Origin of the sequence: Methylocella sp. CPCC 101449 (assembly GCF_031921685.1) — a bacterium.
Classification (GTDB): domain Bacteria; phylum Pseudomonadota; class Alphaproteobacteria; order Rhizobiales; family Beijerinckiaceae; genus Terripilifer.
Genome location: NZ_JAPDHU010000001.1, coordinates 1280723 through 1306905, shown reverse-complemented (window position 1 = coordinate 1306905; position 26183 = coordinate 1280723). Strand labels below are relative to the sequence as shown.

General features: G+C 62.3%; 21 protein-coding genes and 1 tRNA gene. 8 read left to right on the top strand and 14 right to left on the bottom strand.

The window, feature by feature from the left end:
• Nucleotides 1-71 precede the first annotated feature (71 nt).
• Entirely contained in the window at nucleotides 72-500 is a 429-nt protein-coding gene (locus tag OIM99_RS05970) for an Hsp20 family protein (protein ID WP_311849412.1), read from the top strand.
• Nucleotides 501-558: 58 nt separating this feature from the next.
• Nucleotides 559-828: a DUF1150 domain-containing protein gene (locus OIM99_RS05965; RefSeq protein ID WP_311849411.1), complete on the top strand. Its 270-nt coding sequence runs from the start codon at nucleotides 559-561 to the stop codon at nucleotides 826-828.
• Between the two features lie 138 nt (nucleotides 829-966).
• Here OIM99_RS05965 and OIM99_RS05960 read toward each other — a convergent pair whose 3' ends face one another.
• Entirely contained in the window at nucleotides 967-3405 is a 2439-nt protein-coding gene (locus OIM99_RS05960) for a PBP1A family penicillin-binding protein (protein ID WP_311849410.1), read from the bottom strand.
• Between the two features lie 271 nt (nucleotides 3406-3676).
• On the opposite strand from OIM99_RS05960, the gene dnaN reads away from it, so the two are divergent.
• Nucleotides 3677-4795, top strand: coding sequence for a DNA polymerase III subunit beta (gene dnaN, locus OIM99_RS05955; protein ID WP_311849409.1), 1119 nt, complete (start codon nucleotides 3677-3679; stop codon nucleotides 4793-4795).
• Between the two features lie 124 nt (nucleotides 4796-4919).
• On the opposite strand, the gene OIM99_RS05950 is transcribed toward dnaN, so the two are convergent.
• The 6 genes from OIM99_RS05950 to ribB form a co-directional block, all read right to left on the bottom strand.
• On the bottom strand, nucleotides 4920-6536 hold the full coding sequence (locus OIM99_RS05950; protein ID WP_311849408.1) for a fumarate hydratase: 1617 nt from the start codon (nucleotides 6534-6536) through the stop codon (nucleotides 4920-4922).
• Nucleotides 6537-6800: 264 nt separating this feature from the next.
• Nucleotides 6801-7754 (bottom strand): PDR/VanB family oxidoreductase, encoded by a 954-nt coding sequence (locus tag OIM99_RS05945; RefSeq protein WP_311849407.1) that lies wholly within the window; start codon nucleotides 7752-7754, stop codon nucleotides 6801-6803.
• Nucleotides 7755-7789: 35 nt separating this feature from the next.
• Complete coding sequence (locus tag OIM99_RS05940) at nucleotides 7790-8641, bottom strand: alpha/beta fold hydrolase (protein ID WP_311849406.1); 852 nt, start codon at nucleotides 8639-8641, stop codon at nucleotides 7790-7792.
• The gene (locus OIM99_RS05935) at nucleotides 8638-9804 is read right to left on the bottom strand and encodes an LLM class flavin-dependent oxidoreductase (RefSeq protein ID WP_311849405.1); all 1167 of its coding nucleotides are present in this window, start codon (nucleotides 9802-9804) and stop codon (nucleotides 8638-8640) included. The genes OIM99_RS05940 and OIM99_RS05935 overlap by 4 nt, the downstream gene beginning before the upstream one ends.
• A 27-nt stretch (nucleotides 9805-9831) precedes the next feature.
• Nucleotides 9832-10617 carry an alpha/beta fold hydrolase gene (locus OIM99_RS05930; protein ID WP_311849404.1) on the bottom strand — a complete coding sequence of 262 codons (786 nt, stop codon included), beginning with the start codon at nucleotides 10615-10617 and terminating at the stop codon, nucleotides 9832-9834.
• A gap of 112 nt (nucleotides 10618-10729) precedes the next feature.
• Nucleotides 10730-11884 (bottom strand): 3,4-dihydroxy-2-butanone-4-phosphate synthase, encoded by a 1155-nt coding sequence (ribB, locus tag OIM99_RS05925; protein ID WP_311849403.1) that lies wholly within the window; start codon nucleotides 11882-11884, stop codon nucleotides 10730-10732.
• A 225-nt stretch (nucleotides 11885-12109) separates the two neighbouring features.
• Between ribB and OIM99_RS05920 the strand changes: the two genes are divergently transcribed.
• Nucleotides 12110-13204, top strand: coding sequence for a tripartite tricarboxylate transporter substrate-binding protein (locus OIM99_RS05920; protein WP_311849402.1), 1095 nt, complete (start codon nucleotides 12110-12112; stop codon nucleotides 13202-13204).
• An 89-nt stretch (nucleotides 13205-13293) separates the two neighbouring features.
• Here the strand turns inward: OIM99_RS05920 and OIM99_RS05915 are convergent, their stop codons facing one another.
• Nucleotides 13294-13677, bottom strand: a complete 384-nt coding sequence (locus tag OIM99_RS05915; RefSeq protein WP_311849401.1) for a hypothetical protein — start codon at nucleotides 13675-13677, stop codon at nucleotides 13294-13296.
• Nucleotides 13678-13803: 126 nt separating this feature from the next.
• A complete protein-coding gene (aroA, locus tag OIM99_RS05910) occupies nucleotides 13804-15168 on the bottom strand; it encodes a 3-phosphoshikimate 1-carboxyvinyltransferase (RefSeq protein ID WP_311849400.1) in 1365 nt (454 codons plus the stop codon).
• Nucleotides 15169-15393: 225 nt separating this feature from the next.
• Between aroA and OIM99_RS05905 the strand changes: the two genes are divergently transcribed.
• Complete coding sequence (locus OIM99_RS05905; RefSeq protein WP_311849399.1) at nucleotides 15394-15780, top strand: TIGR02300 family protein; 387 nt, start codon at nucleotides 15394-15396, stop codon at nucleotides 15778-15780.
• A gap of 141 nt (nucleotides 15781-15921) precedes the next feature.
• Nucleotides 15922-15997 (top strand) — tRNA-Ala (locus OIM99_RS05900).
• 43 nt (nucleotides 15998-16040) lie between these two features.
• Here the strand turns inward: OIM99_RS05900 and OIM99_RS05895 are convergent.
• The 4 genes from OIM99_RS05895 to OIM99_RS05880 are packed head-to-tail and all read right to left on the bottom strand — an operon-like array spanning nucleotide 16041 to nucleotide 22891.
• Nucleotides 16041-16352, bottom strand: coding sequence for a DUF2149 domain-containing protein (locus tag OIM99_RS05895; protein ID WP_311849398.1), 312 nt, complete (start codon nucleotides 16350-16352; stop codon nucleotides 16041-16043).
• Nucleotides 16352-16825 carry a MotA/TolQ/ExbB proton channel family protein gene (locus OIM99_RS05890; protein ID WP_311849397.1) on the bottom strand — a complete coding sequence of 158 codons (474 nt, stop codon included), beginning with the start codon at nucleotides 16823-16825 and terminating at the stop codon, nucleotides 16352-16354. The genes OIM99_RS05895 and OIM99_RS05890 overlap by 1 nt, the downstream gene beginning before the upstream one ends.
• Nucleotides 16822-20706 carry a cobaltochelatase subunit CobN gene (gene cobN, locus OIM99_RS05885; RefSeq protein WP_311849396.1) on the bottom strand — a complete coding sequence of 1295 codons (3885 nt, stop codon included), beginning with the start codon at nucleotides 20704-20706 and terminating at the stop codon, nucleotides 16822-16824. Before cobN ends, OIM99_RS05890 begins: the two co-directional genes overlap by 4 nt.
• Before the next feature lies 1 nt (nucleotide 20707).
• Complete coding sequence (locus OIM99_RS05880; protein ID WP_311849395.1) at nucleotides 20708-22891, bottom strand: TonB-dependent receptor domain-containing protein; 2184 nt, start codon at nucleotides 22889-22891, stop codon at nucleotides 20708-20710.
• A 342-nt stretch (nucleotides 22892-23233) separates the two neighbouring features.
• On the opposite strand from OIM99_RS05880, the gene OIM99_RS05875 reads away from it, so the two are divergent.
• The gene (locus OIM99_RS05875; protein ID WP_311849394.1) at nucleotides 23234-24538 is read left to right on the top strand and encodes an MFS transporter; all 1305 of its coding nucleotides are present in this window, start codon (nucleotides 23234-23236) and stop codon (nucleotides 24536-24538) included.
• A gap of 51 nt (nucleotides 24539-24589) precedes the next feature.
• Here the strand turns inward: OIM99_RS05875 and OIM99_RS05870 are convergent, their stop codons facing one another.
• Complete coding sequence (locus OIM99_RS05870) at nucleotides 24590-25510, bottom strand: LysR family transcriptional regulator (RefSeq protein WP_311849393.1); 921 nt, start codon at nucleotides 25508-25510, stop codon at nucleotides 24590-24592.
• 131 nt (nucleotides 25511-25641) lie between these two features.
• Between OIM99_RS05870 and OIM99_RS05865 the strand changes: the two genes are divergently transcribed.
• Nucleotides 25642-26166, top strand: a complete 525-nt coding sequence (locus OIM99_RS05865) for an ester cyclase (RefSeq protein ID WP_311849392.1) — start codon at nucleotides 25642-25644, stop codon at nucleotides 26164-26166.
• Nucleotides 26167-26183 lie beyond the last annotated feature (17 nt).

The window sequence follows — 26183 nt, the reverse complement described above, 5'->3', positions numbered from 1 at the left end:
ACGGCAAAAGAATACCGGGACGCCTGAATGGGTCCCCGACGAGGCGCCAGTAGGGCTTCAGGAAGTTAACGATGTCCAGGTTACCCACACTGAATTCCCCCTTTCTTCTCGGCTTCGACGATATCGAGCGGGCCCTGGACCGGGTTTCACGCACGGCGGCCGATGGCTATCCGCCCTACAATATCGAGCGCCTCGCCAAGACCGAGAATTATCCGGAACGCCTGCGGATCACTTTGGCCGTTGCCGGGTTTACCCAAGACCAGCTTGAAGTGACGCTGGAAGAGCAGCAGCTCGTCATTCGCGGCCGGCAGACCGAAGACAAGGAACGGGTCTACCTGCATCGCGGCATCGCCGCCCGCCAGTTCCAGCGCGCCTTTCTCCTCGCGGAAGGCATGCAGGTTTTGGGAGCGGATTTGAAGAACGGTCTTCTGTCCGTCGATCTCGCCCGGCCGCAGCCGGAACGGATCGTGCAGAAGATCAACATTGCGGCGCGGGACTGACATGTCAGCGCCGAAGCAAGGCGGGCCCAGACGGGACGCCAGAGTAAGGAGCGTAAAAATGACCGAACATGACACCATTCCCAATGCGAGCGTGTCCCTGACGCCGGAGCAGTTTGCTCATCTCGGTGGTGGCATGATCGCTTACGTGCGCCCGATCAAATCGGAAGACGCACAACGCCTGTTTCCGCAGATCGGCGACATTCAGCCGGGCCTCGATCTCTTCGCCCTGCTGTCGGCCGACGGCACGCCGATCATCCTGACCGATTCCAAGGATGCGGCGATCGCCAATGCCTGGGAGCATTCGCTGCAGACGGTCAGCCTGCACTAATCGAATAAGCTTTTATAGCGTTTCACAGCTCGACTTAGTCGAGCGCCATGAAGACGCGTCCAAATAAGAGAATCTAAGCAAAATCACGTTTCTACCGAAACGTGATTTGCTCTAGGCAACATGCGCGGCGGCTGAGCCTCAGCCGCCGAACAATCTCTCCAGAATGCCTGGCTCTCGCGGTGGCGCGATCGACCCCGTGCGGTCATTGCCGATGGGCGCCGGCGGAATCAGTGGATTGCCGTTATCACGCCGGATCGACGGCGGCCGGCTCACGCTTCCATTACCGTTTGCATTCCCAACATTTCCGTTGCCGTTGCGCGCTGCGTTTTGTCCCGCTTGATTGATGGTCATCGGCCCATTGCCGCTAGGACCAATCGGCGCGGGCGGAATGAGGCCGCCGGTCTGCGGGATCGAAGCTGGTGGCAGTGGCGCTTGCGAGGCCACCGGGATCGAGCCTTGCGGTATCGCGCCCTGCGGCACGCTCGCCTGCGGGATCATGCCTTGCGGAATGACACCCGGGGGCGCCCCAGGCGGCGGCACGGAATCGCGCCATGAGCCGGAAGGCAGAGGCTGCGGCACCGCATCCTTCAGCGCTTCGCGCATGAAGCGGCTCCAGATGTCGACGGGCAGATTGCCGCCGGAGGTTTTCTTGGTCGGCGAATTGTCGTCGTTGCCGAGCCACACGCCGGTGACGAGATTGCTGGTGTAGCCGACGAACCAGGCGTCGCGATAATCCTGGCTCGTGCCGGTCTTGCCGGCCGCCTGCCAGCCTTTCAGCTCCGCCTTGCGCGCCGTGCCGGTGAGCAGGGTTTCCTGCATCATCGCGTTCATCATCGCCACGTAACGCGGATCGATGATGCGCCCGAAGCTGGCGCCCTTGCGTTGATAAAGCAGCTTGCCGGAAGCGGTTTTCACGCGCGTGATCACATGCGGCTGGATGCGAATGCCGCCATTGGCGAAGGGCGCGTAAGCGGCCACCAGTTCCAGCGGCGTTACTTCCGATGTGCCAAGCGCGATCGAGGCATTCGGTTGCAAATCAGAGACGATGCCGAGACGTTGCGCCGTCGCGACAACGGCTTTCGGCCCCACTTCCTGCGTGAGGCGCACGGCCACCGTGTTCAGCGACAGAGCGAGCGCTTGCGTCAGCGTCACCGGTCCAAAATATTCGCGCGACGAATTCGACGGCCGCCAGCCTTTGATATTGATCGGCGCGTCATCGCGCACGCTGTCGGGTGAAAGCCCGCGCTCGAGCGCCGTCAGATAGACGAAGGGTTTGAAGGCCGAGCCCGGTTGGCGCTTCGCCGCCACGGCGCGGTTGAACTGGCTGTCGGCATAATTACGTCCGCCGACCAAAGCGCGGATCTGCCCGTTCGGATCGATCGACACGACGGCGCCTTGCGACACGCCATAGCGTCCGCCGAGCTTGTTGATCTCTTCGGTCAGCGCCCGTTCGGCCGAAGACTGCATCACCGAACTCAACGTCGTGGTGACGACGATGTCCTGATCGATCGCGCCCACCGTATCGTCGAGAATATCCATCACGAAGTCGGCGGCGTAATTGATCGAGGCCGCGCCGCCTTCGCGCGTCACCGTGGCGGGCTTGGCCAGCGCGATCTTCGCCATCGCGTCGGTGATCATGTTTTCCTGCGCCATGGCGTTGATCACCTTGGCGGCGCGCTCGGTCGCACCGCTCGGGTTGCGGTTCGGCGCCAGACGCGTCGGTGCCACCATCAAACCGGCGAGCATGGCGGATTCGGACAGCGTGAGCTGGCGGGCGCCATGGCCGAAATATTTCTGCGCTGCCGCCTCGATGCCATAGGAGCCGGAGCCGAAATAGACACGGTTCAGATACAGTTCGAGAATCTGGTTCTTCGAATATTTCTGTTCGAGCCAGAGCGACAGGATCGCTTCCTGGATCTTGCGCGACATGGTCCGTTCCTGGGTCAGGAACAGATTCTTGGCGAGCTGCTGGGTCAGCGTCGAGCCGCCCTGCATACTGTTGCTGCCGGTGGCATTGCGCATGAGCGCGCGCGAAATGCCCAGGATGTCGATGCCCCAGTGATTGTAGAAACGGCGGTCCTCGATGGCGACGAAAGCTTTGGGCACATAGGGCGGCAGGTCGCGCAGATGTACCGCCGGGCCGCCGGTGTCGCCGCGATTGGCGAGCAGAACGCCGTCCTCACTGAGGATGGCGATATTGGGCGGCCGCTTGGGCACGGCGAGCTGGTCGATCGGCGGCAGTTGCGCCGCGTGATAGGCGATGATCCCGGCGAGGCCGACGCTGCCCCAGATGCCCAGAATGAGCCCGAGATAGACGAGCGTACCGAAGGCCGAGCGGCGCTTGCGGCGGCCCTTCTTGGGCGCCGGCGCGCTATTGCCGCCACCACCGCCGCTGCCGCCGATCAGACGGCTGAGAAAGCCCTTTTTGCGTTTCGCGCGGCCGCGCGGTTCAGCCGCCGCAGCCGGCTTTTTGCGGCCAGGCCGCACCGGCCGATCGGCGGGATCGGCGCGCAATTCGCCTGATCGCCGCTTCGGCGAGTCAAAAACCGGCTCTTTCCTGCCAAAAATACCGCGCATTGCACTCCACGCCCGCCCCGCCGGCTGTCTGCCTTAAGTCCATCGACGGCAGATCGACCGAGGAAAACGGCGGCAATGAGAAATTACGGCGTCCGGATTAAGCCCCGGTAAAGCATTGAAGCTTCTGCCGCAACGCAGCGAAACCTGTTGACAGTCCAACGCGCTATCCACACCGTCGGCGCGCGCGCTTGCGCCAGCTCTTGCAAACGGCGACAATTTCAGCCCTTTGGGACAAGCTGTTTGGGCTGAATATCAGGGATTGGGTCCGGCCATGAAGGTCACGCTGGAGCGCGCAGCGCTTCTGAAATCGCTGGGGCATGTACACAGGGTCGTCGAGCGGCGCAACACGATTCCTATTCTGTCCAATGTGTTGCTGCAGGCGGCCGGCCGTTCCCTGCTGCTGAAAGCCACCGATCTCGACCTCGAGATCACGGAAACCGTGGCCGCCGACGTTGGCCAGGCAGGTGCCACGACCTTGCCGGCCCACACCCTCTACGACATCGTCCGCAAATTGCCCGACGGCGCCCAGGTGTCGCTGGAACAGTCCGGCGAAGGCGGCCAGTTGCTTTTGCGCTCGGGCCGTTCGCGCTTCACCCTGCAATCGCTGCCGGAGACCGATTTCCCCGATCTCAACGCCGGCGATCTTAGCCATAAATTCGTTCTGCCGGCCGGCGATCTGAAGAAGCTGATCGAGAAGACCCAGTTCGCCATCTCGACCGAAGAGACGCGCTACTATCTCAACGGCATTTTCATGCACACCACAGATTCCGGCGGCCATACCATGCTGCGCGCGGTGGCGACCGACGGCCATCGTCTGGCGCGCGTCGAAATGCCGGCGCCGCAGGGCTCGCCCGGCATGCCCGGCGTGATCATTCCGCGCAAGGCCGTGACCGAAGTGCAGAAACTGATTGAAGACAGCGAAAGTGAGATCGGCATCGAAATGTCGACCACCAAGGCGCGCTTCACCTTCGGCAATGTGGTGCTGACCTCGAAACTGATCGACGGCACCTTCCCCGATTACGCACGCGTCATCCCGACCAACAACGACAAGCGCCTCACCGTCGAGCGCGGCTCCTTCGCCCAGGCCGTCGACCGCGTGTCGACCATTTCGTCGGAACGCGGCCGCGCCGTGAAGCTTGCCATCACCGACGGCAAGCTCACATTGTCGGTCACCAATCCGGATTCCGGTTCCGCGGTCGAAGAGCTGGAAGTCGATTACGACGCCCCGGCGATCGATATCGGCTTCAACGCCCGCTATCTGCTCGACATCACCTCGCAGCTCGACAGCGACACGGCGCTGTTCAAACTGGCCGACCCCGGCTCGCCGACGGTGATCCAGGATCGCGATGGTGCCTCGGCGCTCTACGTGCTGATGCCGATGCGGGTTTAGGTGCGGCTCTTGGTGTCATCCCGGACACGCGCAGCGTGATCCGGGATCCAGAGCGTGTGGTCGAATCAAAAAAGCCGCTGCATCGCAGCGGCTTTTGTCTTGTGGCGCTATAGGCTGCGACCGTTCAGCTCAGATTGAGCTCCTTGAAAAAGTCGTTGCCCTTGTTGTCGACGACGATGAAGGCCGGGAAATCTTCGACTTCGATGCGCCAGATCGCTTCCATGCCGAGTTCCGGATAGGCGACGGTTTCGACCTTCTTGATGCAATCCTGCGCCAGCCGCGCCGCCGGGCCGCCGATCGAGCCGAGATAGAAACCGCCGTGCTTTTTGCAGGCGTCGCGCACCGCCGCCGAGCGGTTGCCCTTGGCCAGCATCACCATCGAGCCACCGGCCGCCTGGAACTGATCGACGAAGGAATCCATGCGGCCCGCCGTCGTCGGTCCGAAGGAACCCGACGGCATGCCTTCCGGCGTCTTGGCCGGGCCGGCGTAATAGATCGGATGGTTCTTGAAATAGTCGGGCAGCGGCTGGCCGGCATCGAGCAGCTCGCGCAGCTTGGCATGCGCCATGTCGCGCGCCACGATCATCGGTCCGCTCAACGAGAGGCGCGTCTTGATCGGATATTTGTTGAGCGTCGCCAGAATCTCAGCCATCGGCTGGTTGAGGTCGATCTTCACGACGTCGCCGCCGAGGCTCGTTTCGTCCACATGCGGCATGAACTTCGCCGGATCGTGTTCGAGCTGTTCGAGGAACACGCCGTCCTTGGTGATCTTGCCGGTGGCCTGGCGGTCGGCCGAGCAGGACACGCCCATGCCGATCGGCAGCGAGGCGCCGTGGCGCGGCAGGCGGATAACGCGCACGTCATGGCAGAAATATTTGCCGCCGAACTGCGCGCCGACGCCGAGGCTCTGCGTCAGCTTGTGAATCTCTTCTTCCAGGGCGAGATCGCGGAAGGCATGGCCGTCTTCGCCGCCGCTCGTCGGCAGGCCGTCGAGATAGCGGGTGGAGGCGAGCTTCACGGTCTTGAGGTTCAATTCCGCCGACGTGCCGCCGATGACGATGGCGAGATGATAGGGCGGGCAGGCAGCGGTGCCTAATGTCAGGATCTTTTCCTTGAGGAAAGCCACCAGCCGGTCGTGCGTCAGCACGGACGGCGTCTGCTGGAACAGGAAGGTCTTGTTGGCCGAGCCGCCGCCCTTGGCCATGAACAGGAACTTATATTCGCTCTCGCCCTCGGCGTAGATATCGATCTGCGCCGGCAGATTGGTCTTGGTGTTCTTCTCCTCGAACATCGAGAGCGGCGCCACCTGCGAATAGCGCAGGTTCTTCTTCTCATAGGCATCGCGGATGCCTTCGGCCAAAGCGCTTTCGTCCTCGCCCTCGGTCCACACCAGCCGGCCCTTCTTGCCCATGACGATGGCGGTGCCGGTGTCCTGGCACATCGGCAGCACGCCGCCGGCGGCGATATTGGCGTTCTTCAACAGGTCATAGGCGACGAAACGGTCGTTCGAGGTCGCCTCCGGATCGTCGAGGATTTTGGCGAGCTGGGCCAGATGGCCCGGGCGCAGCAGATGGTTAATGTCGATCATCGCCTGTTCGGCGAGCAGGCGCATCGCCTCGCGGCTGACGGTGAGGATTTCCCGGTCGCCGAGCTTTTCGACCTTCACGCCTTCCGAGGAAATCTTGCGGTAGGGTGTCTGGTCCTTGGCCAGCGGAAACATCGGCGCATATTGATAGGTCATGGCGTGGAGGCCCTGTTCTTTCGAATAATTTGGAGGCTTTCTAAAGCAAACGGCGCGGGCCGTCACGCGCGGCGCTTGGCGGCTTTGCGACACTCTTGGTGTCATTCCCGACGCGGCTAAGCCGCGAGCGGGAATCCAGAGCCGACGCTTCACATTTGCCGGAAAAATTACTGTGTTCGGCCATTTTGACCGAACAATCTGCCATTTGCTCTGGATTCCCGCCCGGCCGCTCTGCGGCCGTCGGGAATGACAGCGAGGCGGATGTTACAAATCCAGAACCAGCAGGTCGCTCTTCGACCCCGAGCAGCAGATCATCATGGTCTTGCTGGCCTTGCGCTCGGCCTCGGTGAGGATGTTGTCGCGATGGTCGGGCGTGCCCGAGATCACCACGGTCTCGCACGAGCCGCACACGCCTTCCTCGCAGGAATAGCTGACGTCAACGCCGGCGTCGCGCAGCACGTGCAGCAGGGTCTTGCCCGGCGGCACGGTGAATTCCTGGCCGGAACGCTCCAGGCGCACCTTATAGCCACCGTCGAGGGCCGCAGCTTCCTTGGCGGTGAAATATTCGATGTGCATATGGCCTTCCGGCAGGCTCTTGGTCGCCTCTTCATAGGCGTTGAGCATGGGGATCGGGCCGCAGCAGTAGAAATGCGCGCCGGCTGGGGCCGCCGCGACGATGCCTGGAATATCGAGGAACTTGCCGTTCGATTCCGCATCGATGTGCAGCTTCACGTTCGGCAGTTTCGACAATTCGTCGATGAAAGCCACCTCCGGCCGCTCGCGGCAGGAATAGTGCATTTCCCACGACGCGCCGAGCTTCTGCAGGCGTTGCGCCATGCACCAGATCGGCGTGATGCCGATGCCGCCGGCCAGCAGCACCGTATGAGAAGCTTTCTCATCGAGCGGGAAGTTGTTGCGCGGGCCGCCCAGTTGCAGGACGGTGCCGACCTTGAGCTGATCGTGAATGAACTTCGAACCGCCGCGGCTGGCCCGGTCCTTCTTGATGCCGACCACATAGGCGTTCGGATCGCCTTCGGCCGTCGTCAGCGAATACTGCCGCATCATGCCGTTGGGCAGATGGATGTCGATATGAGCGCCCGGCGCGATAGGCGGCATCGGCGCGCCATCGAGGCGGCGGAACTCGTAGAGATTGGTATCTTGCGCCGCATAACGGATGGCGGTCAGGCGGACATCGAAAGGAGCAGACTGTTCGGTCACCGGTCACAATTCCGTAGTTTTTGTTCCCGGCGCCCTTAGCACGCTCCTTCTTGTTGCGCGAGAAATTTCAACGTCCGGGCATTGAAGTCGTGCGAATACTCAATATTACCCATATGAGCGGCGTTTTCAAAGAAATGCAGCTCGGCGCGGGGCATTTTCGGCACGAAATCATCCGTATAGCCAGGGTTGCGCAGCGGATCGCGGCGCCCCGCGAAGACCAACACAGGGATGCTGATGCGCGCGTAATCGAGCGCATCGCGTTCCGGAGAAACGCCGCTTCGCTGGTGAAACGGCGCCTTGAAGCGGGCCGCGGCGATGGCCTCCCACGCGCCGGTTGCATTGGCCATGGCGACGCGACGATCGATATAGGCGTCATCGGCGGCCCATTTCGGATCGACGAACATCACCTCGATGATGCGGCGCATGTGTTCCTTGCTGCCGTCGTAGGAGTTCAGCACTTTCCGCGCTTCGTTGTCGGGTGCAACACCGCCGCCCGAACAACAGGTGACGGAGAGGAGCGGCCAGTCGGGCGTCTCGCGTGCCGCCACCATCAGGCAGAGGCCGCCCGACATCGAACTGCCCATCACATGCACCGGCCCCGTGCCCATGATCTCGATGAAGCGCTGGATATGGCGGATGCGGCGCGCCATCATGTTCTCGAAATCGAAAAGCTTGTCGGTGCGCCCGAAGCCCAGATGGTCAGGCGCCAGCACATGATATCGGCTCGCCAGCGCCTCGATATTGTGCTCCCAGGAAAATTCGGCGCAGCCGCCGAATTCGCCCGAATGCAACAGGAGAACGCTGGCTCTTACGCCGCGATGCTGCACGCCCGCTTCGTAATAGTGGGTGCGCGCGCCATCGACGGTGACATATTGGCCGGACTTCATTCGGCCGCCGCAATATTAAGCGGTTTGGTGCGCGGTAGGTCGATAATCTGCGGATAAACTTCTTTGGCGAAGAGCGTCATGCTCTTCACCGTGCGCTCATGGCTCATGTAGCCGGCCTGCTGCATCATCAAAAGATGATCGAAACCGCCGACGAGATCGTAGAGCCGCTTGATTTGCTGGGCGACATCATCGGGCTTGCCGTAGATCAGCACGCCTTGATCCTTGAGGAATTCGATCGACTGTTTGCGCATCGCTTCGGAACGGCCGGAGAAGGCCCCCTTCAAAGCCTGCACGTTGAAATCCACCGTCACATAGCCCGGCGGATTGCGGTATTGCGGCTCTGACTTCGCATCGAGATACCAAGTCAGTTCCTTGGCACCGGCTTCCGCTTCCGCATCGCTGTCGGCGGTGAAAACCAAAGGCATATAGGCGGTGCCACCTCCGCCAGGCAGGCCCGTGTCGCGGAAGGCCGAGCGATAGCCGTCGAACATCCACTTCACCTTGGCATGCGGCTGCAAGAAGGTGGCGAAGACGAAGCCGCGCGCGGCGGCGCGCTTGATATTGTCGAGATCGCTCGATCCGGTGAGCCAGATCGCCGGATGCGGTGTTTGATAGGGGCGCGGCCACAGATTGATGGCGCGCTTATGGGTGAAGCGCCCTTCGAAGTTGAACGGGCCTTCGGTCGAGGTCCAGGCTTTCGCAACAAGATCGATGCCTTCCCACAGCCGTTCGACCGTCTGGGTCGGATTGGTGTTGGCGGCGAAGATTTCATACGGCACGCCGCGCACGAAACCGACATCGAGCCGGCCGCGTGAAATGCAATCGATCATCGCCATCTCCTCGGCGATGCGGATCGGGTCGCCGCGATTGGCGATCGGATTGCCGAGAATGCAGATGCGTCCCTTGCGCGTTTGCCGCGCCAGGATCGCCGCCGACAAAGGCGCCGCCACATCGATACACGTGGCGGTCTGATGATGTTCGTTGAGCAGCAGATTGAGGCCGAGATCGTCGGCGATCATATATTCGTCGAAATAGCGGTTGTAGAGATCGGCGCCGAGGCGGGGATCGTAATGCTTGCTCGCCAGCGAGACACGCATGGTGCTCAAGGTCTCGAGCGGCGGCAGATGCGGATAGGGCATTTCGGTGAAGTGCCAGGCGTACATAAGGACGGACCTTTCTCGCGGCGCTGTTCAGTCGAGGAATGGGTGAAGGATTTTGCCGAAGGCGTCCGGCTGTTCGACATGCGGATAGTGGCCGGCGGCGGCGATGCTTTCGAACCTCGCGCCGGGAATAAGATCCGCGTAGGCCTTGCCATAGACCGGTGACGTCAGGCCGTCGTTCTCGCCCCAGATCACCAGGGTCGGGGCCTTGATGCGATGCAGCCGCCGTTTCAGCTTGGGATTGTGCATGTAGGGATCCCAGCAGAAGCGCGCGAAACTCTCGGTATTGCGCGCGACGACGCCCAGTGCCTCGTCGTCCATGCTGAGGAAATCGCGCTTGCCCTTGTTGGCATCGTGCCATTTCCACGCTGTCACCTTGTCGGGATGCGACGTCCATATGTCCTGAATGTCGACGTCGTAGGGCCCGCCGAATTTGATGCCATAGGCGCTGACGAGTGCCAGCTTGGAAAAGGCCGTGGGGCTCTTGGTCGCCATCTCAGTGGCGATCCAGCCGCCGAGCGAAAAGCCGACGGCGGCGATGCCGCTCAAATCCAGCTTGTCGAGAAGTTCCAGATAGAGATAGGCGATGTCGTCAGGATTGCTGATCCAGTCCGGTCGATCCGAACGCCCGAACCCCGGCGCCGAGGGCACGATCACCTGATGGCGTCGGGCGAGATCGGTAATGAGGGGCAAATCCTGTTCAAGCTGCTCTTCGCTTGAGAGAAGCAGCAGCGGTCGGCCTTGGCCATGCAGAGCCAGCTCGATATCAATACCGGCGAGCTCAATCCTACGACGGTCTGTCGTCGCGATTGTCATCCAGCGTCCTCTTCGCGTTTCCGCGCCGGTTATGGTCCGGCTTCCCTAATGAATTGAGCGGCCGGCTGTTGTCGCCGGCTCGTTGAACCTTCGCGGGATGTCCGTTGCCGGATCACCCTTTGTTGGTGCTCTCCTTGATCGGCAACTGGCCGACCACTGTCAAGCCATAGCCGTCGAGACCGACGATATTATGCTGGGTGTTGGAGAGCAGGATGATGTTCTTCAACCCGAGATCGAGCAGGATCTGCGCGCCCAGGCCATATTGGCGCAGTTCCGACACCGGCCCTCGCGCCTGGCCCTCGCGCTCTTTCAGCGCACGGCTGATGAAGGTCGGCGCCGTCTCGCGAATGAAGATGACGACGCCGCGATCGGCTTCGGCGATCATGCGCATCGAACCGGCCAGTTCGCCGCTGCGCGCGCGCAACGTGCCACCGACCATTTCCGGCGGACCAATGTCGCCCAGGCTGTCGGAGAGGATGCTCGCCTGATGCATGCGCACCAGCACCGGCTCGTCGCCGGAGATGTCGCCGCGGATCAGCGCGATGTGCTCGGCATATTCGACCGAGTTGGAATAGACGCGGATCTTGAACTCGCCGCCGTAGCGGCTGTTGATCTTCGATTCCGAGATCATGTTGATCAGGCGCTCGTTGCGCCGGCGATAGGCGATGAGATCGGCGATCGTGGCGATCTTCAGCCCATGCAATTGCGCGAACTGCACGAGGTCGGGCATGCGCGCCATCGTGCCATCGTCGTTCATGATCTCGCAGATGACGCCGGCTGGGTTGAGGCCCGCCAGACGTGAAATGTCGACAGCGGCTTCGGTGTGGCCGGCACGCACCAGCACGCCGCCTTCCTTGGCGACGAGCGGGAAAACATGGCCCGGGGTGACGATGTCGCGGCGGCCTTTCTTCGGGTCGATGGCAACCGCGATGGTCTGGGCGCGGTCGGCGGCCGAAATGCCGGTGGTGACGCCTTCGCGCGCCTCGATCGACACGGTAAAGGCCGTGTGGTGCAGCGTCTGGTTCTTCTGCGACATCAGATGCAGGCCGAGTTCTTCCACCCGGTCCTGGGTCATCGACAGGCAGATCAGCCCGCGGCCGTGCTTGGCCATGAAATTGACCGCCTCGGCGGTGGCCATCTCGGCGGGAATGACGAGGTCGCCCTCGTTCTCACGCCCCTCGTCGTCGACCAGGATGAACATTTTCCCGGCCTTGGCGTCCTCGACCACTTCTTCGATCGAAGACAGCCACGCCAACGTCTCGCTCATTCTATGACCTCTGTATCGTCCAAGGCTCTCAAACGAGACGCGGGCTTGGCCATTTGAAGACAGTTCCTAGAGCTATCAGTCATAAGGTGGGGACGGTCAAGGGCGGGAAAAAGGTCGCCAACCGCCGCTGCAGCGGTCCGGCTGGCTTTCAAGGGGCGCCGCCTGACGCTATGTCTGGGTCTGGAAACAGGCCGAGACAAGGCCGCCAGGGAAAGGGAACGCCCCGTGAGTCGCAATGAATTGCCTCGGATTTCGTTTGGAAAACGGTTTGCAAAACGGTTTGGATGGACCGCCGTTGGGCTTTTGGCGGCCTTCGCCGCCGCTGGCAGCCCCGCGCGGGCCCAGGATGCGGTCGAACAGTTCTACCGCTCCAAGAACAATATCGACCTGATCATCGGCTTCACGGTCGGCGGCGGCTATGACGCCTATGCAAGGCTGCTCGCCCGCTATCTCGGCGATCAGATCCCCGGCAAGCCCAAGCTTGTGCCCAAGAACATGACCGGCGCCGGCAGCCGCATCGCCGCCGCCTATATCCACGGCGTCGCCCCCAAGGACGGCACGGCGCTGGGCATCGCCGATCAGTCGATCGCGCTCGAACAGGCGCTCGGCGACAGCGGCGTCAAATTCGACAGCCGCGAGCTGATCTACATTGGCAATCCGATCGTCGAGAACAATGTCGTCTCCACCTGGTACACCTCGCCGATCAAGACCATCGAGGATGCCCGCAAGGTCGAATCGACCATGGGCGCCACCGGCTACAACACCTCGGCGCAATATCCGCAGGTGCTCAACACCATGGTCGGCACCAAGTTCAAAATCATCTTGGGCTATCCCGGCGGCAACGAGGTCAATCTCGCCATGGAAAAGGGCGAGGTCGCCGGGCGCGGCTCCAACTCCTGGGCCTCATGGAAGGCGACGCGGCCCGACTGGATTCGCGACAAGAAGATCAATCTTCTCGTGCAGGTCGGCTTGAAGAAGGCCTCCGATCTGCCCGACGTGCCGCTGATGATGGATCTCGCCACCAACGACATCGATCGTCAGGCCATGCGCCTGTTGTCGGCGCCGACGGTGATCGGCCGGCCCTTCTTCACCTCGCCGCAGGTGCCGGCGGAGCGGGTCAAGGCTTTGCGCGCCGCTTTCGAGGCGACGATGAAACTGCCGGCCTTCCTCGAAGAGGCGCAGAAGATGAACCTCGACATCAATCCGGTGTCGGGCGAGGAAGTGCAGAAAGTCGTCGCCGACATCATCGATGCGCCCAAGCCGGTGAAGGACCGTCTGGCGTCGGTGCTGGCGCTGATCGAGCGGGAGCGGTCGAAGTAGGTAAAGCTGTTATGTACAGATGCATGCTTTAGCAAGTTTCCGCTTTTCCAGGAATCCTTGTGTCTAGCAAAGGCGGAAACTTACGAAGGTCAAACAAGTGCCTCCGCAACTTTGAGAGCTTGGCTCGCGCTTGAGACTTTAATCATGAGCAAAGTTTCCTCAAATAAACCTGGAACGCTCTTCAAGGAGCTAAGGCGGCCGTAATTTCCGGATCTGCCATCCGGCCACGGGATACTACGCTCAATGGAAAGACCTGCGGCCTCTGCTTGGAGTCTTACTTGATCCTGTTCAGGAACCCACATGTTGATCTCGCCCTTGGTGACGCGTTCAGCAGCAAAGGGAGTACCGCGCGGAGTTCGGAAAGCGACACGATATTTAATGCTTTTACCTAGTCGCGCGTAATGTTCGGCCAAAGCGGCTTCAACTTCTAGCCCTAATGACGAGGGTGTTTTTGGAGGTGCTTTTCTCTTCATTTACATGCTCCACATTGCCCGATCGAACAAAGGAAGCATGGTCTCCTTAGGAATTCAAATGGCGCCCAGAGGATTTTATAGGCGTGTCTGCGACGTCAGGCAGAGCCTATTTGCACAGCCAGCAAACTAACCGCTGAACTTCGCGCCGAGGCGCTCCATCTCCGGCTGGAAGGTCGGGAAGCTCGTGGCGATCATCGCCGCATCGTCGATGGTCATCGGCTGCTGCGACGCCAAACCCATCACCAGGAAGCTCATGGCGATGCGGTGATCGAGATGCGTCTTCACGGTGCCGCCGCCGCGCACAATGCCAGGACCGTTTTGCCCGCCGGTGACGATGAGATCATCGCCCTCGATGCGGCAGGTGACGCCGGCGGCGATGAGGCCGTCGGCGACCGCCGCCAGGCGATCGGATTCCTTCACGCGCAGTTCGGCGAGGCCACGCATGCGTGTCTCGCCTTGTGCGAAAGCCGCCGCCACCGCCAGGATCGGATATTCGTCGATCATCGCCGGCGCGCGTGCCGCCGGCACGTCGACGCCCTTGAGCTGCGACGTGCGCACCCGCAGGTCCGCCACGTCCTCGCCGCCTTCGATGCGCGGATTCAGCACGTCGATGCGCGCGTCCATCTCCTGCAAGGTGGTGAGCAGGCCGATGCGCAGCGGGTTCATCATCATGCCCTCGATGGTCACGTCGGAGCCCGGCACCAGCAGGGCGGCCGTCAAGGCGAAGGCGGCGGAGGAGGGATCGGCCGGCACGATCACGTCGCGCGCCTTCAGCTCCGGCCGGCCGTTGAGGACGATCTTGCGGCCGTGCTCGCCATCGGGCTCGGAGGCGATGTCGGCGCCGAAATAGGCCAGCATTTTCTCCGTATGGTCACGCGAGGCCTCGGTCTCGATCACCGTGGTGCGGCCGGGGGAGTTGAGTCCTGCCAGCAGGATGGCAGACTTGAGCTGGGCCGAAGGGACTGGGGTGCGGTAGTCGAGCGGCGCCGGATCGCCGGTGCCGCGCAGGACCACCGGGCAGCGCCCGCCCTCGCTCTCAGTCACCACCTGCGCACCCATCAGCGCCAGCGGGTCGAGAATGCGGCGCATCGGCCGTTTGCGCAGGGAGGCGTCGCCGTCGAAGGTCGCCTCGATCGGATGGCCGGCCACCACCCCCATCATCAGCCGTGTGCCGGTGCCGGCATTGCCGAAATCGAGCACGTCGGGCGGCGTCTGTAGGGTGCCGAGGCCCGCCCCGTCGACGCTCCAGCGGCCGGGGCCGGTCCGCTCCACCTTGGCGCCCAGCGCCCGGCAGGCGGCGGCGGTGCGCAGCACGTCGTCGCCCTCGAGAAGGCCTTCGATGGTCGTCTTTCCGACCGCCAGGAGACCCAGGATCAAGGCGCGATGGGAAATCGACTTGTCGCCAGGGGCACGCAGACGCCCGCGCAGGGGGCCGGCGGCGGCGGCCGTCAGCGGGACAGGGGCGGCATGGGCGTGGGAGGCGGCGGCCATCGGATCCTCGAAAATGCGGATAACTTGTGGGAATCTAAGGGCACGGAACGATCCGCGCGGGGCGCTCCTACCATGTGCGAACAGGCCCTGTCATTATTCCGGCCAGCCGCTAACTTCCCATTTGACAGGGGCGCGACAGCCCACTAACGGGAGCGTCCTGAATTTATTTCGGTGTTCCGCCCGCGGCGTGGCGGTTCCCCCTAGAATTGCAAGAGGTTTTGACAAGTGGCGAAACCGGAACTTGGCGGCAAACGCCAGTGCCAAAGCTGCGGCACGAAGTTTTTCGATCTGAACCGCGACCCGATCGTCTGCCCGAAATGCGGCACCGTCTTCCAGGCCGTGGCGGCCGTGCCGACGCGCGCCGCACCGGCCCGCCGGGTCGAGGCCGATGACGAGGCCGAGCAGGATACGGCCAATGTCGAATTGGTGTCCCTGGAGGATGCCGATGCGGCCGAGGCCAAGGCTACGGGCGGCACGGACGACGATATCGAGATCGAAGACGACGATAGCGGCGGCGACGACGACGAGACTTTCCTCGAGGAAGAAGAGGAAGATAACGACGATGTTTCCGGCCTGATCGACGGCGATATCGAGAACGACGAAGAAAGCTGAGAATTTTCTCCGTCGTCGGCTTGCAACACTTGTGAAGCTGACCTATACACGCGCCGCGCCGCCCGGGAGGGTGGCGCCAGCGCCCGGTCCGTCCCAATGGATCGTGTCTTTCGCAACCGCCGGTAGGCCGGTTTGCGGCGTGGGGCCATAGCTCAGTTGGGAGAGCGCTTCAATGGCATTGAAGAGGTCGTCGGTTCGATTCCGTCTGGCTCCACCAAACTAAACCGCCGAACAATCTTTGATTGTGCCCTGCGCCGAGGCTATTGGCCTTCGGGCACGTAGATCATACGTCCGTCCGGCAGCCGGTAGGTGATGCCGGCGCGCACGCCACGGCCCTCGCCGATTTCGCCGCTGGTCGTATATTTCGTCAGCTCCTGACCATCCTTGACGATCATGGTCATGTTCGCCTCGCCGGGATTTTCGACCACCACCACCTTCTTGGCTGAAAAGGGATTCAGCGGATTGGTCATGACGATGACCAGCAGAATGGCGATGACGACGAGAAACAGGTCGATGAGATTGACGACCGAGAGCAAAGGATCGTCCGAATCGTCTTCGGTGAGGAAACGCATCAGTTGCCTCGCTGACGTTCGATGGTTCGTAGTTCTTGCAGAAACCATCGCCGCCTGATCGAGAGCACGAAGAAGGCGATCGCCGCGCTGACGAGCGCCAGGATGACGGCCGAGAAGGCGACGACGAGATTCTCGCTGATCGAACGGCTGTCGTTGGTCGTCAGCGCCAACAGCGCCGGCCCCATCGGAATCATCGTCGCCACCAGTCCCAGCATCGGCGCGCAGCGCGCGACGATGCGCAGCCATTCGAGCTGCCGCATGATCCACAGTTCGAGATCGGCGCTGGCCGCGCCGCTCACCTCAGCATGATGCACGAGACGGGAACGATAGCTGCCCCGCATCCGCAACAGGGATTCGGCCAGGAATGCGCCGAGCATCGCCAGCGAAAAGACAAGCGAGAGTGCGATCAGAACGAGGACCGGCATCAGAAACAGTTTTGAAACTTCAAAGAGGCTGTGTTCGAGCGCATTCATGGATGATCTGCCGTGGAACGGGTTCTGGCCTGTGCGATGGTTTGCATCAGCGCGCCGGCTAGAACGGTCAAAACGAGAAAGAGGGTGGCGTAGAAGACGAAGCTGGTTTGCGTTCCACCCGTGGGAGAGACTTTCTCCAGAGTCTGGCCGCGAACCTGTTCGCCCGCGGCGGCCTCAGTCGATGGAGTGGTATCGGATGATGCCGGAGCGTCGGTGCCAAAGCCCGACGCTGCCGAAGCCAGATAGTCCCGCGTCACCGGCTCGCTGATGGCCGCATTGTGCTGCACGGCAAGCTGCTGCAGGCGCTCGCTGAGTTCGCGTCGGGTTTGCGGCGCGGCGTCCCAATAGCCCTTGCGAACCGCCTCGACCATGCGCTCGATGATCTGTGTCTGCGCGGTGGGATTGGTCGCGGCGAACCATGCGTTAAGCCCCAGCCGGCGCTTGTCCATCACATAGGTCTCGTGGAATTCCTGCCACTGATCGGCGCGCACCTGCGTCGGATCGGTGACCTGCCAGCCCCAGAAATTGTTGACCGCGTTCAACAACTCCAGCGTGCCGGCATAGCCTTCCTTCTGCATGCCGCCGATCCAATGCGGATTGACATAGCGCGCGCGGATTTCATCGGATAGGAAACGCGCCACCGGCGTGACGCGGCTCTCCGTCTGGCGCAGATCGGCGATATAGAGCGAGGGGCTGGCGCCACCCAGATGACGCACCGCCAGCGACAGGCCGCCGAGATATTCAAACGGGTGATCGGTCGACAGCACGCCATGCAATCTGGACGAGCGCGACAACACCGCCGCTTGCACGCCCTTGAGCTGTTCGGCGAACAGATTGACGCCCGCTGCCGTCGTGCCCCAGTCCGCCGCGCCATAGGCATATTGGGTGCGCGCCAGAAAGGCCTCGGCCAAAGGCTTTTCATTCTCCCAGCCGGTCGATTTCAGCGTCATGTTCGGCAGGCCCGTGCCATAGTCACCGGGCTCGTTGCTGAAGATGCGCAGAGCGGCCAAGCGCCTCGCTTCCGGCTCGCTTTTGCCCTGCGCCAGGAGATTGTCGCCGATGCGGCGGCTGTTGTGGAAGACCGCATTGTCGGGCTCATCGAGAACAGCAAGCTGATCGATGGCGCCCGACAGCATGCGCATGAAGACATCGAATTGATCGCGATAGACGCTCGTGACTTGAAGAACGACATCGACGCGGGCCCGGCCGAGCTGTTCGCGTGGCACGATCATAAGACTGGTGAGCTTGCCGCCGCTGTTCCACAGGGGCTTCAAGCCTAAGGCATGCAGGATCTGGCTTTCGACGATGCCGAGATGGCGGGTCGTCTCGCCGGCCCACAGGCTGAAGGCGAGTTTTTGGGGCCGCTCGCCCGCATGTTCCGCGCGATAGGCCTCGACAAGCTGTTCATAGGCCTTGGCGCCGGCTTCGAAGGCCGCTTGCGTCGGCACTTTGTCGGCTTCGAACGCGAAGAGATTGCGTCCGCTCGCCACATCCGGATTGCGGATCGGATCGCCGCCGGCACCGGGTTGCACGAAGCCGCCCGACAGGCCTTGCAACAAGGCTTCGATCTCGCCGGGTTCGGCGAGATGTCGGTCGAGCGCGACAGCGCGTTCGATCAGGGCGCGCAGCTCGTTGTCCGCGATGGTTGAGGGATCGTTGCCATCACGCAGGAAACGCGTCAGGAACCTATAGGGTTCTGTCTCCTTCAGCGTGCTGAAATCGCGCGCGAAGAATTCATCCGGCTCGGCGCCGACCCGTTTGTAGAAGGGCTCGCCAAGCTGCTGCATCACCGTCGACAGACGGTGTTCCGCTGCCGCGGGCGTGCCGAACGTGTGCAATCCAAGTGGCATGGCATGGGCGGCCAAAGCATGCAGATGATCGTGCAGGGCTGAGAGAAAGGCCGGAAAATCCTTGTCAATCGCCACTTCGCTCCAGCCCATGTCCCGATGCATGTTGGTGGCGACGGCGAGTCGGCGGAGTTCGGCTTGCGTCCGCTCACGCACGGCGCCGTCGTCCAGCTGCACATATTCATGCACCTTGGCGTGCATGTCCCGCAGTTCGTCGAACAGGCCTGCCGGCGCGAATGGCGGCGTCTGATGGCTGATCGTCACCGCGCGGCCGCGCCGCTTCGCTTGAATGGCCTCGGCGATATTGTCCTGAATGTAGGGATAGAAGACGGGGATGTCGCCGACTGCGAGCATCGGATAATCGCTCGCCGCCAAGCCGCGATCCTTGCCGGGTGTCCATTCCTGCGTCCCATGGGTGCCGAAGTGGATCAGGGCATCGATGTTGCTGTCCTGCAGGAAGCGATAGGCCGCGAGATACCCATGTCCCGGCGGCTTTTTGCCATCGTGATAGTCGCGGCCGGGTTCGCCGCTGCGCGGCAGTTGCGGCAGGATGACGAGATGGCCGAGGCGCAAACGCGGAATGATGAAGAAGCGCTCGCCATTCTCCTCGATCAAGCCCTCATACCGCTCCGGGGGCCCCCAGGCCTCGGTGATTTCTGTCTTGCGCTCGGCCGGCAGGCGGTCGAACCAGGCTTGATAGGCCGCGAGGGAAAAGCGCTCGGCGAGATCCTTGGCCAGCAAGCCCTGCAAGCGCTCGCGATGATAGACGGCGCCCAGCATGCTCTGCGCCGCTTCGATCAGGGTCTGTTCGGACGTGGCCGGCACGCGATAGCCCGCCGCCGCCAGGGCCACCGTCAGTTGCGCCAGACTGCGCGGCAGATTGAGATTCGAGGCGGAAAGGTTTTTCTCGCCGGGCGGATAGTTCCAAAACATCAGCGCGAGCCGTTTGTCGGCATTCGCCCGTGTTTTGAGCGCCGCCAGACGCGCCGCTTTCGCCATCAGCAGATCGATCTGTTCCGGGATCGGCGTCGGTTCGCCGTTTTCGACCGCGTCGGTGACGACCGGATCGCTGACGCCCCAGGTTTCGGGAACGGCCAGGAAGGGAGCCACGAGCGGCATGGCCATGCCCTGCTGCTTGCTTCGCCAGTCGGCGATGGACCCATCGCGATGGGAGACCGCCTGCATGACGGGCATGTTGAGCCTGGCGAATTCGGCCGCGCGGGCCGGGCTGTTCTGCAGATGCGTAGCGATGATGAGCGCCGTTGCCTGCGCTGGCTTCAGCACTTTCTCCAGGCCCGTCGGATCGGCGGCATCGAACCAGAAGACGATGGGCGCCAGGCCACGCGCCGTGGCCGCTTCGGCCATTGCATCGACGACTTTCGTTTCCATGGCGGCGATCGATCCGGCATGGATGGCGATACCGATGCGCGGCGCGTTGCGCGGGCCGTTGTCGTCGAGCCAGCGCAGATAGTCGTCCACGGTCGCGAACGGACCTGGCGCCTTCGGGTGATAGAAACCGGTGGCCGGCAGCGGTCGCGGCGCGGGGATCGTCGAGACGTCGCCACCCCGCAGCATGGCCGCCGCATAGGCGAAGAAGTTTCTGAGATTGGCCTCGCCGCCGCTGGTATAATAGGTGATCAGCGCCCGCGCATGTTCGGGCGCAAGGTTGCCGAAGATCGGCGGCCCGCCGCCGACGCGCAGCCATGGCACGCGCGTCGTCTTCAGCTCGCCCGCCAGTCGCGTTTGCAGTTTCGCCATGTCCATCGGGCGGGGCGTATCGAGAATGACCAGATCGGCGCCCTCCATCAGGGCGGCCGGCGCGGACGGCGCCGTTTCGACATAGGCATGATCGAATGTCTGGCCCGCCGATTGGGCGAGCGCGTTCAGACGTTCGAACTTGCCGGGCAGGACGAAATCGACCGTCAGCACGCGGATGCGCGCGGGCGGCTTCTCCTGCGCGCAAAGGGGCACGGCGCTGAGGACGACAGCCAGGCAGAAGCCCAGCATTCGCTGGCATGCGGCGAGAGGTTGCATGTCAGAACCTCACCGTCATGCCGGCATAGATGGCGCGGCCTTCGCCCGGGCGCACCTGCGGCGACGTGCTGCGCACCAGCGCCGGTCCCTGTTGGGTCACCGGCACGCTCGGCGTGGCCGAGAATTCGGACACATAGGCAACATTCGTCAGATTGCGGCCTTCGATATAGAAGGACCACATTTTATCGGGCGATCGCCAGCCGATCTTGGCGCCGAGCAAGCTATAGGCGGGGATGAGAAAAGCCGGTCCGCCTGAGCCGTCGAAGGTGGAGAGCCGTGCGCTTTGATGGCGCAGGTTGACCGAAGCGTAATAGCCAAGCGGATGTTCATAGCCGACTTCGCCAAACAGCGTGTGCCGTGGAATGACGGGCAGCCGGTTGTTGCCGAAGCGCCGGTCGTTGTCGAAGCGGAAGTCGGAAAAGTTCCACACCAGGTTGGCGAACACGCGATCGTCGGGCTGCAACAGATCGACGAAGGGAATCGTCTTGAGCCCGATTTCCAATCCGTTGTGAACGGTACGATCGGCGTTGAAGGCGATCGTCGTCGTGCAGGCGGCCGCGATCTCGCTGGCGCAACGCGTCAGGATCTCATTGCGCAGACGCATGTGATAGGCGGTGATGTCATATTTGAAGCGCTCCCAGCCGCCGCGAATGCCGGCCTCCCAAGTCCAGGCGGACTGCGGTTGCACCGGCGGCAGGGCGATACCCGTTCGCCCCTGCGCTTCCAGGACATTGCTGAGATCGGCGCCGCCGGGCACTTCGAAACTGCGCGAGACATTGGCGAAGAGGAAATGATCGGGCCGATATTCCCAGTTGAGGCCGATCTTCGGATTGGCCGCCTGATAGGAGCGGTCGTAGTTGAGCAGGCCGGCAACGCGGCCCGGTTGCGGGCCACCGGGCGACGTCGGCCCGAGCGCCGCCACCGCGCCACCGCGATAGTCGTCGCGCAGCGTGCGCGTCGTAAACACGCCCTGCAAGCCGGTGAACACGCGCACCTTCGGCAGGACTTCGACGGCCGCTTCGCCATAGCTTTCGACAAGCCAGGAGGAGAAGGACCAATCGTAGATCTGCCGCGCCTTGGTCGTTCCGGCATTAGCGTGGCGATAGCGATCGAAAGCGCCGCTCGTATAGCCGACACGCACGCCGCCAACGAACTCGGTCGGCAAGCCAGCGAGATCGGTCTTGTGTTCGACGCGCCCGGAAAGACCACCTTCCTGCCATTTGTAGTCGATGATTCCGGCGAAAGGTGATGGTAGATGATCGAGCGCCGTGTTGAGGAAATGCGCGCCGAATTCATAGTTGGTGTCGCCACGCCGAATGGTCGTGCGATTGGCGATGCGCTGATAGGTGAAATTCAGCCGCTCGTTGAAGAGATAGGAATTGGCCGGCGCGATGCGCCGATTCTGGCGTAATTGACTGAGCGGAATGGGTTCGGCGAGATCGCGGTCTGTGCGGCCCATGGCGAAGAAGGTGCGTGAGTCCACATCTTCGCTCGGGCGCCAGCCGACATTGCCGCTGAACCGGTAGTTTCCTTCATGCGTATGCTGCCGGTAGCCATCGGTCTTGAACACATTGCCTTGCAGATACCAATCCAGATTGTCCTTGCTGCCGCCGGTCTCGAACTGGGTTTGCAGCGTGCCGAAACTGCCGCCCATCACGCCGATGGCTTGTCCCGGCACCGCGCGGCCGGTCTTGGAGACGAAGTTCATCGCGCCGCCCGTGGCGATCGCGCCATAACGCAGACTGTTTCCGCCGCGATAGAGCTCGATATAGTCGGTGGCCAGAAGATCGATCAGTGGATTGGTGAAGCCTGCTTCGGTCCGTCCCAACGGGAAGCCGTCGATGAAAGCGCGGATGCCGCGACCGTTGCGCGAACCATCCGTCGAAATATCGCTGCCGCGGATCGAAATGAAATTGCCGTTGTCGCTCATGAAGACGCCGGGCGTGCGCACCAGAACGTCGCCGAGATCGGCTTTCTTGCCGGTGTTTTGGTCGGCGACGGACACGACGGCTTCCGCGCCGGGGCGGCGCAGGAAGCGTTGCTGCTGAACGAAGAACGGCTGCCCCGATGCGCTGGCAGGCCCCGTTCCCGTCACCGTGATGGGGTCGAGAAGAACCGTGTCATCGCGAGTCTGCGCGACCGCATCGCCGACGGTGAAGATTTGGACGAAGACTGCCGAAAGCACGCCTATTTCATTGATCTTGTTTGATTCTACCCGCTTTTCCCTAGCCATTTTTGCCCCGGCTGCCTCAAGAATGATATGTTATATAGTTACATCAAATTCTCTGAGTCAACGCGCCAAAGGGTCATTTGTCATTGCTTCGCAGGAGGGGCGCGGGCTCCGTCGCGCTCATGAATGCCGGCCAGGGACACGGCACCAAAATTCACGCCACCGATTTGATCTATCCGAAATCTGAATTTGCCTGTCGTGCCCGGCGACGGCACCAATCTGTCAACGGCGTGGCAGGGCGCCGTCTCGAACATGCGGCAACAGCCGGCAGGCGAGGAAGACAGAGGGGGGACGCCGGTGAGCGCTCAAGATCAGGTTTCGGTCCACTATCAATCGACGCCTGTGCCATCCAAGGCACGGCGCTCGGTGGCCATCGCCAGTCTCGGCAATATTCTCGAATGGTATGACTTCGTCGTCTATGGCTTCCTCGTCGCCTATATCGCCAAGAACTTCTTTCCCGCGACCCATGAAACGGCGGCTCTGCTCGCCACCTTCGCCGCCTTCGGCGCGGGCTTCGTCGCGCGCCCGCTCGGCGCGGTCATCTTCGGTCGTATGGCTGACGTAAAGGGCCGGCGATTCGTCTTGCTGTTCGCGATGTTCTTGATGGCGGGCGCGTCCGTTCTGATCGGCATTTCGCCGACCTATGCCACCATCGGCCTTGCTGCGCCGGCCATCATTCTGCTGGCGCGTCTAGCGCAGGGCCTGTCGGCGGGCGCGGAGTTTGGTGGCGCCGCCGCCTATCTCATCGAATGGGCGCCGGAGTCCAAGCGCGGCCTGTTCGCCAGCTTTCATCAGGTCGGCACCTATGGCGGCCTGTTGCTGGGTGTGGCGACGGTGGCGACGATTTCCTCCGTTCTGACGCCGGCGCAGATGGAAGAGTGGGGTTGGCGCATCCCCTTCCTGCTCGGCGGTCTGCTCGCCGTCGTCGCGCTCTACATGCGCCGCAATGTGGAAGAGACGCCGAAGTTTAAGAACTCCCATAAAGGCGCTGCGCCGCAAGCGGCGGCGAGCCAAGGCTCGTCCCTTTTCGCCGCCTTCCAATCGGTGGGCGTCGTGGCTTTGTGGTCGGTCACCAGTTTCGCTGTGATGGTCTATATGACCACTTACACGCAGCGCTATGGCGGTCTTTCCGCCCGCGAGGCGCTATGGTCGACATCGATCAGCACCATGATCGGCGTGTTCCTGATCCCGGTCTTCGGCGCGATCTCCGATCGGCTGGGTCGCCGCCCGGTGTTCGGCATGGGCGCCGCGGCATTCATCCTGCTGCCCATTCCCTTCTATGGCATTATCGCCAGCGCGCCGGGGTTTCAGACCATCGTTCTCTTGCAGATCGTCATGTCGGTCTTCACGGCGATGATCGCCGGTGTCGGCCCCGCCATCATTTCGGAACTGTTTCCGACCGAACAGCGCGCCACCATGGTCGGCATATCCTCGGCGATCGCGGTGACGGTGTTCGGCGGCTTCGCGCCGTTCATCTCGACGATCCTGATCGACAAGACGGGCTCGTCCACGGCTCCGGCTTATTATGTCGTCGCCATCGCTCTGTTCACCACGGCAACGGTGCTGTCGCTGCGCGAGACTTCGCGCGGGCGCCTGCAATAGCGATGGATTGCGACAATGGATTTCGTGCGCCGATCGTCCATGGACGATCGGCTATCCATTTACATTGATCGCTCGCAGCTTGTCGCGAATCCAGATATGGCCTTTGTCGCTGTCCTGGCGCTTGTGCCAGCCCATGAACAATTGCGTGATCTCGGTTTCAAACGACAGATAGGCCCAGGTCAGCGCGCCGCTGCGGCACAGGCTTGTCACCGCCGGTTGCGGCACCGTCGCCACCAGTTCGGTGTCCGGCAGCAAGCCGGAGAGCACCGACGTATGCGGAATGGTGAGCGCGATCCGGCGGCGTGCGGCATCGCGGCCCAGTGCCGGCGCGATCGGATTGGCCGTTGCGCCTCTGGGCATCACATCGACATGGGCGAAATCAAGGAAAGTGTCGTAGGGAATGGTGCTGCCCTGTTTGATGCCGTGCTTGCGCGCATAAGTGCTGCACATCACCGCCACATAGATGCAGGACCCGATCAATTCGCAGCGAAAGGAATCGCTGATCTTGAAGCGGCCGAGGGCGAAGTCGGCTTTGCCGCTGTCGAGCAGCTTTTCATATTCCTCGCGCGAAGCCTCCATCACTTCGAGATCGATATGCGGCGCTTCCTGTCGCAAGTGGCGCAGAAGCTGCGCCACATAGGTGAGTTCGCCGACGTCGGTGGTGATGATGGTGAAATTGCGCTGCGATATCGCTGGATCGAAGACAAGGCCTTCCGACAGCGCCGAGCGGATCGATGCCAGCCCATGTTCGATCGGGTCATAGAGGGCCAAGGCCACAGGCGTCGGTTCCATGCCGTTGCGCGTGCGCACGAAAAGCTGGTCTTCGAACACCGCTCGCAAGCGGTTGAGGGCATTGGAAACCGCCGGTTGGGTGAGGTTGAGCCGCTCGGCCGCCAGCGAGACATTCTGCTCGCGCATCAAAGCTTCGAACACCCGCAACAGGTTGAGGTCGAGCATGTTCATGTTGCGCATGGGTCTGCCTCATATTCACGCCGGAAATAATAATCAACATGAACATAAATTTGCAACGCTATCGGCCAGCCGGCACAGTCAGGCATCCCGCCGCACGGCTCAAGGCGTTGGCGGGATAAAGGGAGAGAAACATGCTCAGCCTCGATGCGTCGCAGATCGCCGAACGCGCCGCGCCCTTCGACTATTCGGAGGAGATCCATTGGGCGGGTGGTGCTGCGGCGCGGCACAATTGGCAGATGATGCTCGCCCACACCAGCGCCGAATGGTCGGGGGATCTCGATGCCACGATGGAGACCATGACGCGCAACGATCCGTTTCAGATCATGTATGCGACGGGCCTCGAAGTGCGTGGCTACGAAGCCATGCGCGAGTTCTATCGTGTGCGCCTGACGACCTTTCAGGGGCAAGGTTTCTTTCCGCACCGCTGGGTGGTGTCGGACGATCTCATGGTGGGCAACGGCTATTTCTATGGCACGCCGACGGGCACGTTCTTCGGCATGCCGACGTCAGGCAAGACATTGTGCCTGCCGATGACGGTGTGGATCTATTTCGAGGACGGTCTCATCAAGGGCGAGGTTGCCTATCTCGATGGCCATGAGCTGCGGCAGCAGATGGTGCATGGCACCAGCCGCCGTCCGACCGATCCGGTGCTTTGAGCGACAGGGGCAGAGCC